General features: G+C 66.8%; 16 protein-coding genes. 7 read left to right on the top strand and 9 right to left on the bottom strand.

The features are described from left to right. Positions 1 to 76 precede the first annotated feature (76 nt). Together AC5P7U_RS10250 and AC5P7U_RS10245 are read right to left on the bottom strand one after the other, a co-directional pair. Complete coding sequence (locus AC5P7U_RS10250) at positions 77 to 526, bottom strand: carboxymuconolactone decarboxylase family protein (protein ID WP_014037799.1); 450 nt, start codon at positions 524 to 526, stop codon at positions 77 to 79. Positions 527 to 562: 36 nt separating this feature from the next. Then, entirely contained in the window at positions 563 to 1,459 is an 897-nt protein-coding gene (locus tag AC5P7U_RS10245) for an RNA polymerase sigma-70 factor (RefSeq protein ID WP_197564297.1), read from the bottom strand. A gap of 118 nt (positions 1,460 to 1,577) precedes the next feature. Between AC5P7U_RS10245 and AC5P7U_RS10240 the strand changes: the two genes are divergently transcribed. From AC5P7U_RS10240 to AC5P7U_RS10230, 3 genes are all read left to right on the top strand, one after another. Continuing rightward, positions 1,578 to 3,095 (top strand): fumarate hydratase, encoded by a 1,518-nt coding sequence (locus AC5P7U_RS10240; RefSeq protein WP_008268808.1) that lies wholly within the window; start codon positions 1,578 to 1,580, stop codon positions 3,093 to 3,095. 120 nt (positions 3,096 to 3,215) lie between these two features. Continuing rightward, positions 3,216 to 3,554, top strand: coding sequence for a hypothetical protein (locus tag AC5P7U_RS10235; RefSeq protein WP_006455376.1), 339 nt, complete (start codon positions 3,216 to 3,218; stop codon positions 3,552 to 3,554). 58 nt (positions 3,555 to 3,612) lie between these two features. Further along, on the top strand, positions 3,613 to 4,248 hold the full coding sequence (locus AC5P7U_RS10230; protein WP_197564296.1) for a glutathione S-transferase N-terminal domain-containing protein: 636 nt from the start codon (positions 3,613 to 3,615) through the stop codon (positions 4,246 to 4,248). A gap of 73 nt (positions 4,249 to 4,321) precedes the next feature. Here AC5P7U_RS10230 and arsC read toward each other — a convergent pair whose 3' ends face one another. From arsC to AC5P7U_RS10215, 3 genes are all read right to left on the bottom strand, one after another. Then, on the bottom strand, positions 4,322 to 4,663 hold the full coding sequence (gene arsC, locus AC5P7U_RS10225; protein ID WP_006455372.1) for an arsenate reductase (glutaredoxin): 342 nt from the start codon (positions 4,661 to 4,663) through the stop codon (positions 4,322 to 4,324). Beyond that, positions 4,663 to 5,817 (bottom strand): phospholipase A, encoded by a 1,155-nt coding sequence (locus tag AC5P7U_RS10220; RefSeq protein ID WP_040007407.1) that lies wholly within the window; start codon positions 5,815 to 5,817, stop codon positions 4,663 to 4,665. Before AC5P7U_RS10220 ends, arsC begins: the two co-directional genes overlap by 1 nt. A 119-nt stretch (positions 5,818 to 5,936) precedes the next feature. After that, positions 5,937 to 6,422, bottom strand: coding sequence for a DUF456 domain-containing protein (locus AC5P7U_RS10215; protein WP_006455326.1), 486 nt, complete (start codon positions 6,420 to 6,422; stop codon positions 5,937 to 5,939). Positions 6,423 to 6,657: 235 nt separating this feature from the next. Between AC5P7U_RS10215 and AC5P7U_RS10210 the strand changes: the two genes are divergently transcribed. Continuing rightward, positions 6,658 to 6,867, top strand: a complete 210-nt coding sequence (locus AC5P7U_RS10210) for a cold-shock protein (RefSeq protein ID WP_087923064.1) — start codon at positions 6,658 to 6,660, stop codon at positions 6,865 to 6,867. Positions 6,868 to 6,939: 72 nt separating this feature from the next. On the opposite strand, the gene AC5P7U_RS10205 is transcribed toward AC5P7U_RS10210, so the two are convergent. Then, positions 6,940 to 7,434, bottom strand: coding sequence for a glycine zipper 2TM domain-containing protein (locus AC5P7U_RS10205; RefSeq protein ID WP_008264629.1), 495 nt, complete (start codon positions 7,432 to 7,434; stop codon positions 6,940 to 6,942). A 135-nt stretch (positions 7,435 to 7,569) separates the two neighbouring features. Beyond that, entirely contained in the window at positions 7,570 to 8,004 is a 435-nt protein-coding gene (locus AC5P7U_RS10200; protein ID WP_006455265.1) for a cytochrome c, read from the bottom strand. Positions 8,005 to 8,084: 80 nt separating this feature from the next. Between AC5P7U_RS10200 and AC5P7U_RS10195 the strand changes: the two genes are divergently transcribed. Beyond that, on the top strand, positions 8,085 to 8,909 hold the full coding sequence (locus AC5P7U_RS10195; protein ID WP_414555095.1) for a tRNA threonylcarbamoyladenosine dehydratase: 825 nt from the start codon (positions 8,085 to 8,087) through the stop codon (positions 8,907 to 8,909). Between the two features lie 33 nt (positions 8,910 to 8,942). Here the strand turns inward: AC5P7U_RS10195 and AC5P7U_RS10190 are convergent, their stop codons facing one another. Further along, complete coding sequence (locus AC5P7U_RS10190) at positions 8,943 to 9,716, bottom strand: TatD family hydrolase (RefSeq protein ID WP_197564294.1); 774 nt, start codon at positions 9,714 to 9,716, stop codon at positions 8,943 to 8,945. Beyond that, positions 9,713 to 9,928 carry a DUF6116 family protein gene (locus tag AC5P7U_RS10185; RefSeq protein ID WP_040007412.1) on the bottom strand — a complete coding sequence of 72 codons (216 nt, stop codon included), beginning with the start codon at positions 9,926 to 9,928 and terminating at the stop codon, positions 9,713 to 9,715. The genes AC5P7U_RS10190 and AC5P7U_RS10185 overlap by 4 nt, the downstream gene beginning before the upstream one ends. Before the next feature lie 163 nt (positions 9,929 to 10,091). Between AC5P7U_RS10185 and AC5P7U_RS10180 the strand changes: the two genes are divergently transcribed. Together AC5P7U_RS10180 and AC5P7U_RS10175 are read left to right on the top strand one after the other, a co-directional pair. Continuing rightward, the gene (locus AC5P7U_RS10180) at positions 10,092 to 10,937 is read left to right on the top strand and encodes a glycine zipper 2TM domain-containing protein (RefSeq protein ID WP_006455259.1); all 846 of its coding nucleotides are present in this window, start codon (positions 10,092 to 10,094) and stop codon (positions 10,935 to 10,937) included. A 130-nt stretch (positions 10,938 to 11,067) separates the two neighbouring features. After that, a complete protein-coding gene (locus AC5P7U_RS10175; RefSeq protein WP_006455123.1) occupies positions 11,068 to 11,610 on the top strand; it encodes a GNAT family N-acetyltransferase in 543 nt (180 codons plus the stop codon). Positions 11,611 to 11,716 lie beyond the last annotated feature (106 nt).

Here is an 11,716-nt window from a genome sequence, read left to right as displayed (position 1 = left end):
GTGTATTTAGCGTGTCGACCAAGGTCGACACCTACCAACAGCAGCAAAAACCTGCCCGCCGGCCGGGAACCGCCTGTTACGGCAGCGGCGGCAGCAGACCCGCGCCCAGCCGGTTCCAGGCATTGATCACCGCGATCCCCATGCTCAGGTCGCTGATGCCCTTCTCATCGAAGTGCGGCGCCAGTGCGTCGAACGCCGCCTGCGAGGGTGCCCCATCGGTCAGCCGGGTCAGCGCCTCGGCCCAGCCCAGTGCCGCTCGTTCGCGGGCGTCGAAGAAACGGCTCTCGTGCCATGCCGGCAGCGTATCCAGCTTGCGCGGCTCGATGCCGCCCTTGCGCAGCGCGGTGCCATGCATGTCCATGCAGTAGCCGCAGCCGTTGAGCTGCGACACACGCAGGAACAGCAGTTCCATCAGGGTCGGATCAATCGAGCTTTCATGCACTGCCTTGCTGGTGGCCAGAAGGCCCTTGAAGGCCTCGGCGGCCAGGCGGGTATAGGGAACGCGGGGAGAGGCATGGTCAGACATCGTGGGCTCCACGGCGGCCACGGTGGCCGCCTTTCACTACCAGGACGCCGCAGCGTCCCCGCGCGTGACAACCTGCGGCAGCTTTTCCGGATTCAGCACGCTGTACACCTGGGCGATGCGGCCATCGACCACCTCGATGGTGGTGACCGAATGCAGGCGATCACCGATGAAGCGCAGGATGGCCGGTTCGCCATTGACGTAACCCAGCTGTGCCGGATGCACGGCGCCGCGGCGGGCGATGGCCCAGAACAGGCGGCCGATGCGTTCGGCGCCCAGCAGCGGGCGCACGGCTGCGGTGACCACGCCGCCGCCGTCGGAAACCAGCAGTGCGTTGGCGTGCAGCAGGGCCTGGATCGCCTCGCTGTCGCCGCGCTGGGAGGCGTCCATGAAGCGCGCCAGCAGCTGCCGGTGCTGGCTGGGATCGGCATTGAAGCGCGGTCGCCCGGCCTGCAGGCGCTGCCGCGCGCGGTGCACCAGCTGCCGGCAGTTGGCCTCGCTGTGGCCGATCAGGTCGGCGATCTCGCGGTAATCGTGATCAAAGGCCTCCTTCAGCAGGAACGCAGCGCGTTCCTCGGGGCCGAGCTGCTCGAGCAGGGTCAGGAAGGCCACCGAAACATCATCGGCAAACGCATGCAGCTCGGCCGGGCCGGGCGCCGGGTCCGGCTCCAGGGTGACCGCCAGCGGTTCAGCCAGCCAGGGCCCGACGTAGTGCACGCGCTCGCGCTTGGCCGCGCGCAGCCGGTCCAGGCCGAGCCGGGTGGTGGCGGTGACCAGCCAGGCCTCGGCGTCGCGGACGCTGGCCGGGTCGGCGCCCGACCAGCGCAGCCAGGCGTCCTGGACCACGTCCTCGGCGTCGGCGCGGCTGCCGAGCAGGCGGTAGGCCAGGGCCATCAGGCGCGGACGGTGGGTCTGGAAGGCGGTTTCGGCGTTCATATGGGCAAGGACGCCGCGGCGGGCAGGGACGTGACACGAATGTACAACGGCACCCCCGGTGGCAGAGGGGGTAAAATGGGCGGATTACCCCCGCCAGCCTCCAGCAAGCGAGCAAGTCGTGACATCGATCAAGCAGGAAGACCTCATCCAGTCCATCGCCGACGCGCTGCAGTACATCTCGTACTACCACCCGGTCGACTACATCAAGAACCTTGCCGCCGCCTACGAGCGCGAGGAGTCGCCGGCCGCGAAGGAGGCGATGGCCCAGATCCTGATCAATTCGCGGATGTGCGCCGAAGGCCACCGTCCGATCTGCCAGGACACCGGCATCGTCACCGTGTTCCTGGAAATCGGCATGGACGTGCGCTGGGACGACGCCACCATGGGCGTGGAAGACATGGCCAATGAAGGCGTGCGCCGCGCCTACATGCACCCGGACAACAAGCTGCGCGCCTCGGTGCTGGCCGATCCGGCCGGCAAGCGCATCAATACCAAGGACAACACCCCCGGCGTGGTCAACGTCAAGGTGGTGCCGGGCAACACGGTCGACGTGATCGTCGCCGCCAAGGGCGGTGGTTCGGAAGCCAAGACCAAGTTCGCCATGCTCAACCCGTCCGACTCCATCGTCGACTGGGTGCTGAAGACCGTGCCGACCATGGGCGCCGGCTGGTGCCCGCCGGGCATGCTGGGCATCGGCATCGGTGGCACCGCTGAAAAGGCGATGCTGCTGGCCAAGGAAGCACTGATGGAGCCGATCGACATCACCGAGCTGCAGGCCCGGGGTGCGTCCAACCGCATCGAAGAGCTGCGCCTGGAGCTGTACGAGAAGGTCAACGCGCTGGGCATCGGCGCACAGGGCCTGGGTGGCCTGACCACCGTGCTCGACATCAAGATCAACGATTACCCGACCCACGCGGCCAACCTGCCGGTGGCGATGATCCCGAACTGCGCGGCCACCCGCCATGCGCACTTCACCCTGGACGGCAGCGGCCCGGTGATGCTGGACCCGCCGTCGCTGGAAGACTGGCCGAAGCTGACCTATGACGCGTCCAAGGGCACCCGCGTGGACCTGGACACGATCACGCCGGAAGACGTGGCCAGCTGGAAGCCGGGCCAGACCCTGCTGCTCAACGGCAAGCTGCTGACCGGCCGCGACGCCGCGCACAAGCGCATGGTCGACATGCTCAACAAGGGCGAGCAGCTGCCGGTCGACCTGAAGGGCCGCTTCATCTACTACGTCGGCCCGGTCGATCCGGTGCGCGACGAAGTGGTGGGCCCGGCCGGCCCGACCACCGCCACCCGCATGGACAAGTTCACCCGCCAGGTGCTGGAACAGACCGGCCTGCTGGGCATGGTCGGCAAGGCCGAGCGCGGCCCGGCGGCGATCGAAGCGATCCGTGACAACAAGTCGGCCTACCTGATGGCCGTCGGTGGTTCGGCCTACCTGGTGTCCAAGGCGATCAAGGCGGCCAAGGTGGTCGGCTTCGCCGACCTGGGCATGGAAGCGATCTACGAGTTCACCGTGCAGGACATGCCGGTAACCGTGGCGGTCGATTCCACTGGCGAGTCGGTGCACAAGACCGGCCCGCGCGAATGGCAGGCCCGCATCGGCAAGATCCCGGTGGTGGTGGAGTAATCCTCCCGCGTTCGATCCAGGCAACGGCGCCCTCGTGGCGCCGTTGTTGCATGTGGAGGATCAACGACCCTGCAACCGTTTGCCTGCTAGGCTCTGCACGACCTCACACAGGACGTGTCCATGACCCTGCATCGATCCATCATGGCGGGCCTCATGTTTGCCCTGGCCGGCTGCAGCACGCCGGCATCCTACGAAGGTACGGATTTATCCGCGTCCTCGCAGTGCCGCGTGCAGTGCCAGGCCAGCTATCGCAGCTGCATGGCGCAGAATGACTCCCTCGGCAGCCGCCAGAGCAATTGCGAGCAGCAGGCGGTGCCCGCGCCGGACAAGCGCTGCAAGGACGTTGCCAACCCTGAACTGCGCCGTGCCTGTGAACTGAAGGCGCATGACTGCACGATGCGCGCGCCGATGATGTCCTGTGGTGAACAGCGGGATACCTGCATGAGCCGTTGCGGCTGAGCAACCACCGCTCGCGTGGGCGCATAATCGGCCGATCCACCCGCACAGGATCCACCGCATGAGCACCACGCTGTATGGTTCGAGCAGTACCGCCGCGCTGGTGGTGCATTGGCTGTTGATCGAGCTGGGCATCGAGCACGAGCTGGTGCTGCTGGATTTCGACGCACGCGAGCACAAGGCGGCGCAGTACCTGGCGCTGAATCCGGCCGGAGTGGTGCCGACGCTGATGATCGACGGCCTGGTACTGACCGAGGCGGCCGCGATCGCGCTGTACCTGGCCGACCGTCACCCGGACGCCGGCCTGCTGCCTGCGGTGGGTACGCCCCAGCGCGGCGACGCCTACCGCTGGATGTTCTGGTGCGCCAATACGCTGCAGCCGGCCTATCGGGCCTGGTTCTATCCGCACGAAGTAGCCGGCGAGGCACATGTGCAGGCCAGTCGCGAGATGGCACGGCAGCGCCTGGAAGCGGCCTGGCAGCAGGTGGCCACGCATCTGCAGGCGCACGGCCCGTATCTGTTGGGGGCAACGCCGTGCGTGGTCGACTACATGCTGGTGATGCTGATGCGCTGGTCGCGCAACATGCCGACGCCCAGCGACACCTGGCCGGCGCTCAAGGCGCATGCGTCCACGATGAAAGCGCGCCCTGCATTTGCCGAAGTCTATCGCCGCGAAGGCATCACCGACTGGCTGTAACCCGAAAAGGGGACGGAGGGAATCAAGTCGCTAATGCACAAACGACATCATCCCCTCCGTCCCCTTTTTTCGGTTACAGGATCTGCAGCACCGTTTCCGGTGGGCGGCACAGTCGCGTGCCCTTGGGCGTGCGCACCACCGGCCGGTTGATCAACCGCGGGTGCTCGGCCATTGCCGCCAACAACGTGGCATCGTCGGCATGTTCCAGGCCGAGTTCGGCGAACGCTGCTTCCTTGCTGCGGACCAGGTCGCGTGCACTCAATCCTGACGCGGCCAGCACCTGGCGCAGCGCGGCGACATCGGGCGGATTGCCCAGGTAGTCGACCACCACCGGCTCGAAGCCGGCATCGCGGATCAGCTTCAGTGCGCCGCGCGAGTTGCTGCAGGCCGGGTTGTGCCAGATCGTCACGTCCATCAGAACCACTCCAGCAGGGACACGCCCACGCCGACATAGGTGGCCTTGTGGTTGTAGTCGATCAGGCTTTCGCCGTAGCCATCGAAGATCTGCACATGTCCGCGCAGCAGGTTGCTGATCGGGAAGCCATAGTCCAGCTGCAGTGCGCCATGCGAGCGACTGCCGGTGCGCAGCGAATGGCGCGCCATCAGTGCGACCTCGTGGCCGTTGCGGTTCCAGATCAGGGTCGCGTCGCCGCGGCCCATGTAGTCCTCTATGTCCGGATTGTTGTCGTCGCTGCGGGTCTCGGGAATGCGGTACCACGGGCGCAGCACCAGTGCCCAGTTCTCGCGGTCCAGGCCGATGTTCAGCATCACCCGGTTCCAGCTGCGTGACAGCGGATCGGCACGGCCGTTGGACTGGTGGTTCAGCGCGATGCCGGTCATGCGTCCGCGCCAGCCACCGATCGAATAGCCGTTGCGGAACACCATCATCACTTCGGGTTCGTAGTTGGTTTCGCGGAACGGGCGCGAGTCCTCGCCGTTGTAGGCCTGCCAGCGCGAGCTCTGGGTATAGCCGGCCCAGATGTCGCCGTTGTCGCCGAACAGGTTCTCGGCGACCTTGGTCTTGAAGCTGATCTGGAACTTCAGTTCGGCACTGTCCAGCACCTGCGGCGTGGTGACCGTGTTGGCGGGGTTCGGCGAATGCGGCGTGGTGTTGCGGTCGCTGGTCCAGAACGCGGGCAGCAGGTACACCGGCTTGTAGGCGCGCAGCTGGAACGGCCCGAGCTTGGAGTCTTCGGCCAGTTCCCAGCGACTGTCCAGCAGGGAACCGCGGCCGGCATTGGCCAGCGCGCTGTCCGGCGTGGCCGGACGGAACAGGTCGCTGACCCGTTCGCGCAGCTTCTCCTCGCCCTGGCTCACCCGCGCGGTCTGGCGCTCTTCGCGGCGGGCCTGCGCGGCCGCTTCTGCGGCAGCATCGGCTGCCGCGGTGGCCTGCGGGGTATGCGCGAACAGGCGGTCATAGCAGGCCAGGCGGGCCGCATCGGTGGTGATGGCCGCGCAGGCAGCGGGTGAGGTGTCGGTGCTGGGCACGAACTCCTGCGCCGCCAGCGGTGCGCTGGCCAGGGCCAGCGCCAGGGGCGCAAGGCGGGGAAGCAACGGGGGGAGGGTCATTCCAGCAGGCCCTTCGGTGAATACGGGGATCGCACAGTGTGGCGGCTGCACCGGATCGCGGCCAGCCCCTACGGTATATGCACGGCCCCCGCGTGCGCAGGGCGTGAAGGCCGCATCGGTTACAGGAACCAGGCGAAGGCAAACAGGCCCAGCATGGCAATCACCACCGCCAGCTTCAGCGCCAGGCCGAGCAGGATGCCGAGCCAGGTGGCCAGGCCGACCCTGGTCGAACGCCCCAGTTCGCGGGTGTGCCAGTACTCGCCAAGCAGGGCCCCGATGAGCGGCCCGGCGAACAGGCCGATCGGCATGAAGAACAGGCCGACGATGCTGCCGGCGAAGGTCCCCCAGAGTGCCTTGCGGCTGGCACCCACCCGCTGCGCGCCGACCACGGTGGCCAGCACGTCCACCAGCAGCGAGAGCAGGGTGAGCACGCCGAGGGCGACCAGCGTCGGCCAACCGACATGGACGAAGCCGTCTGCCCAGGCCGCCAGCAGCAGTCCGATGAACACCAGCGGGATGCCGGGAAGGGCCGGAAGGATGATTCCAGCGATGCCGACGAGGACAAAAATGACCGCTAGCAGATATAAGATGAATGAGAGTCCCATGCTGTCCCGTATGGTGGTCGATTTGGGGTTGACAGTGAAAGATTTTGCCAGTTGCTTTTTCGTTTTGGGCGGGTTAAGTTGCAGTCGCTGAGCTTGGCAAGGTCACCGTGGATCGTGGCCTGATGAAGCAAGATCTTCCCGATCCGCTGCATCGATGCACCTCGCTTCCCCCTTGCTTGTCAGCCGCCCACCAGGCGTTTCCAACAACAAGAGAGAGTCCAAGGGAGTTAGTGAGATGGCTGATCGCGAGACCGGTACCGTAAAGTGGTTCAATGATGCAAAGGGCTTCGGCTTCATCAGCCGGCAGAATGGCGAGGACGTGTTCGTGCACTTCCGCGCCATCGAGACCCAGGGCTTCAAGAGCCTCAAGGAAGGCCAGTCGGTGACCTTCGAAGTCGTGCAGGGCCAGAAGGGCCTGCAGGCTGACAAGGTGCAGCCGGTGTAATACCTGCCGCCCGTCGGCATGAAAAAGGCCCGCGCAAGCGGGCCTTTTTCTTTGCCTGTGGCCCGCTGCAGGTCAGCGCAGAATGACCCGCCCATTGACCACGCGCACGTAGGTGTTCTCGCGGATGCCGCCCAGGTCACGCTGGTTGACCACGATGGTGCGGCCGTCGTCCATGCGCACGCTGATGTCATAGGTGTCGCTGGTGACGTTCTTCTGGATCTGGTTGCCGGCCAGCGCGCCACCCACCGCGCCTGCGGCAGCCGCGATGTTCTTGTTGCCGCGGCTGCCACCGGTGTGGTCGGAGATTTCGTGGCCGGCCACCGCACCGACGATGCCGCCGAGGATTGCGCCGGTGGCGCTGGGCGCGGTGCGGCCGGACTGCACGGTGTTGATGCGGGTGACGATGCCACAGTCGGCGCAGCGGCCCTGGTTGTAGCCGCCGTTGTTGCCATAGCCGCCATTGTTGTAGCCATTGTTGTAACCACCGCCGCCGTAGCCGGGCGAGGTGGCACAGCCAGCCAGGGCGAGGGTAGCGATGGCGCTGGCGGCGATGAGCTGGATCTTCATGGGGCGTCTCCTGGCCGTGAAGGCGGGTGCGTTGGGTGGTACTGCGTCATGCAGCAGGGTGGACGAATCGTCCCCTTTCGAACGTGAACAAGGCGCCAACCGCGTGTGCATTGCCCGGCTGCAGGATGAATGCGCTCAGCGGAAGTCCTGGTGGCAGGCGCGGCAATCGGCCTGCAGCGTATCCACCACCTGGGCCAGGGCCGTGCAGTCGCTGGGGGGCGCAGCCAGCGCAGCGTTGAGGTTGCCGCGCAGCCGGCTGGCGTGCTGCTGGAACTGCGCACTGTCCTTCAGCCCTGGAAAGGCCAGGTCCAGATCGTTGGACAGCAGCCGAATGGCCTGCAGCCGCGGCACGCTGTCGGCCAGGCTGCAGCGGTTCTGCTGCTGGGCCTGCTGCAGCAGCTGCGACTGCCGCTGCATGACCTGCATCAGGCTGTCCGGGAATGGGTCGCGGCGGGCCTGCAGCGCACGCCCGGCCATCACCGTGGCGATCAGGCCGATCAGCAGGCCCAGGCACAGTACGAACAGGTAGCGATGGGCGGTGCTCAGGCGGCGGGGCGGGCTGGCGTTCATGGCGGGCTCTCCGGGCGTGCAACGGTGGGTTCGATGCCGGCGCGCTGCAGGCGCCGGCACCTGCACGTTAAAATAGCCCGATGAACGAACAGGTCAAACAACGCTTCGCCGGCATCGAACGGCTGTATGGCGTGGGCGCGCTCGAGCGCCTGCAGGGCAGCCGCGTGGCGGTGGTGGGCATGGGCGGTGTCGGCTCATGGGTGGTGGAAGCGCTGGCGCGTTCGGCGGTCGGCCACCTGACCCTGATCGACGCCGATGACATCTGCGTGTCCAACACCAACCGGCAGCTGCCGGCGACGGATGGCAACTACGGCCGCAACAAGGCCGAAGCGATGGCCGAGCGTTGCCGCGCGATCAATCCGGACATCGAAGCGGATGCGGTGCAGGCGTTCCTGACCGTCTCCAACATGGCCGAACTGCTGGATCGCGGTTTCGATCTGGTGATCGATGCCTGCGACAGCTTCCGGGTCAAGGTCGAGACCATCGCCTGGTGCCGCCGCCGCAAGCTGCCGCTGCTGACGGTGGGCGCCGCTGGCGGCCGCACCGATCCGACCCTGGTGCGCATCCGCGATGTTTCGCGTACCGAGCACGACGCGATGCTGGCGCTGATCCGCAAGAAGCTGCGCAGCGAGTTCAATTTCCCGAAGAATGCCAAGCGCTACTTCGGTGTGCCGGCGGTGTACTCGCTGGAAAACGTGAAGTACCCCCAGGCCGATGGCAGCGTGTGCGGCATCCGCCCGAACCTGGGCGCCGATGCGGCACTGAAGCTGGACTGCGGCGCAGGCCTGGGCGCCGCGACGCACATCACCGGCGCGTTCGCCTTCGCCGCGGTCGGCAAGGCGCTGGAAATGCTGCTGGAGCCGAAGAAAGCGAAGGCCGAAGCGGTCGAGGTCAGCGAGGTGTGATGGACCGTGCCGGCCAGCGGCCGGCACCTGCCGTTACATTGCGGGCAGCGCGAACAACCGCCGCGCGTTTGCGGTGGTGGCCTGCGCCACCGCATCCGGTTCCATTCCACGCAACGCCGCCACATGGCGGGCGATGATGGCCAGCCGCGCCGGTTCGTTGCGCTGGCCGCGGATGCCGGCGTCGGGCTGGTCCGGCGCGTCGGTCTCCAGCAGCAGCTGTTCCAGCGGCATCTCGCGCACCAGTCGCTGCAGGCGCTGCGCGCGATCGTAGGTCAGCGGGCCGCCCAGGCCCAGCAGGAAACCCTGCCTGTGCAGCTGCGCGGCCTGTTCCGGGCTGCCGGAAAAGCTGTGCACCACGCCACGCAGGCCACCGATGCGGCGGATCGCGGCGATCACCGCGTCCACCGCGCGCCGCGCATGCACGATCACCGGCAGCTCGAACTCGCGGGCCAGCTCCAGCTGGCCAATGAAATAGGCCTGCTGCGCCTCGGCATCCAGCCCTTCAACGAAGAAATCCAGGCCGCATTCGCCGATCGCGCAGGGGCGTTCGCGTTCGATCCACTCGCGCAGCAGCGGCAGGTGCCCGGGCTGGTGCTCGGCCAGGAACATCGGGTGCAGGCCGTAGGCCGGGTACAGCCCCGGCGCCAGCCGGCAGACCTCGCGCAGCTTCGGCCAGCTTTCGGCGGTGACCGCAGGAACCACCTGCGCGCGCACGCCAGCCGCGCCTGCGCGCTCGATCACCGCCGCGCGGTCAGCATCGAATTCACTGGCATCCAGATGGCAGTGGCTGTCGACCAGCGGACTCAACGCTGTTCCAGCGGCGGGGGCGGGGTAGCGTTGCGGCTCTTCCAGTTGGCCAGCAACAGCGTGCCGAAGCCCAGCACCAGCTCGTCGACGAACGGGATCGGGTCCGGAATGAACAAGGTCAGCACGAACAGGCCGGCAGTGAGCTTGAACAGTGTGGGGTAGCGCAGCCGGCGCGCCCATTGCAGTACCGGCAGCAGCATCGCGTTGGCCATGGCGGGAATCCTCGTGGGGAACATGCAAACGCTACCACGGGCCCAGCATTTCCCGATGCTGAATGGGTTACAGCAATGAGCAGGAAATGTGGAGATTCCGTTCAGGCAGTCCATGCTGCAATCTGGCACGAGAACGTTGCGGATGGTCCGCAAGGAGCAGGTCATGAAAAGCACAACTACAACTGTCCTGGTCGCAGCGGGCGCGCTGCTGGTCGGTGGCATCGCCACCGCCGCCTTCATGAAGAGTGGCGACAAGTCGCCCGATTCCATCAGCGCCGGAACCCCCAATGCCGAATCGCGCCTGGCCGATGGCAATGCCATTGACGACGGTGCGCGTGGTGACACGCTCGACCCGTCGGCGCCGCGCGGCCTGGAGTACGCCGACGTGCTGAAGGTCGACCCGATCACTGAGAAGCAGAAGGCCTATGCCACCGTGATCGGTACTGATCCGGTGCGCGAGACCTCCACCACCCAGACCCCGCACGAAGTCTGCCAGGACGTGACCGTGCAGGAGCGCCTGCCGGAGCGTGACGGCAACGTTGGCGGTACTGTGGTCGGCGCGGTGGTCGGTGGCCTGCTCGGCAACCAGGTCGGCGGCGGCAACGGCAAGAAGGCCGCAACCGCGGCCGGCGCGGTGGCCGGTGGCTTCATCGGCAACCAGATCGACAAGCGCCATGTGGGTGGCCGCGTGGTCAACCGCACCGAGCGCCAGTGCCACACCGAGACTGCCACCTCCGAGTCGAGCCGCGTTACCGGTTACAACGTGACCTACCGCAACGAGGACGGCACCACTGGCACCATGCGAATGGCCAGCAAGCCGGGCAACCGCATTGCCATGGGTAACACCGATGTGGTCAAGGGCTATAACGTGACCTATCGCTATGATGGCGCCGAGAAGACCGTGCGCATGGACAACAAGCCGGCCAGCGATCGCCTGCCGGTGGTTGATGGCCAGCTGGTCACGCAGACCGCTGCCGCGGGCGCCACGGCTGCAGCCACGCGCCAGTAAACCCGGGCGCAACCTGCAGGAGTCAACGGGCCGGCGCATGCCGGCCCGTTGCGTTGTGCGGGCCGGAATTCATCCCGTCGGGTCAGGGATCGACCATCATGGTCGCCCCTTCCCACGACATGGAGTCGGCATGAGCATCTTCGACCTGCGCCTGGAAACCGAGCGGCTGATCCTGCGCCCCCTGCTGCGCGAGGACTACGAACCGTACCTGGCGTTCTGCGCCGACGAGGAAACGATGCGCACCCTGGGCGGTGTGCAGCCGCCTTCGGTGGCCTGGCGCGGCTTCTGCAGCCTGGCCGGCGCCTGGCATCTGTTCGGCTTCTCGATGTTCAGCGTGATCGAGAAATCGAGCGGCGAATGGATCGGGCGGATGGGGCCCTGGCAACCGCAGGACTGGCCCGGTACCGAGGTTGGCTGGGGCATACGCCACGCCAGCTGGGGCCGGGGCTATGCGCCGGAAGCGGCGGTCGCGGCGATCGACTGGGCCTTCGATACGCTGGGCTGGGATGAGGTGATCCACACCATTGCCGAGAACAACGACAACTCGCGGGCGGTGGCGCGCAAGCTCGGCAGCACGCTGTTGCGCATGGGCGAACTACCGCCGCCGTACAACGACAAGCCGATGCAGATCTGGGGCCAGTCACGCGAGCAATGGAGGAAGCGCGCGCGCTGAGCGTTGCCTGGTAGTGCCGGGGATGCCGGCCAGCGGCCGGCACTACCGCGTGGGCATGCTGCACCCGCGCTTGGCATTCACCGGCGCGCTTGCCAGACTGCACGCA

The sequence above is a fragment of the Stenotrophomonas sp. YJH_SMC_57 genome (genome assembly GCF_059369755.1).
This window is presented reverse-complemented; position numbering and strand designations above follow the sequence as displayed.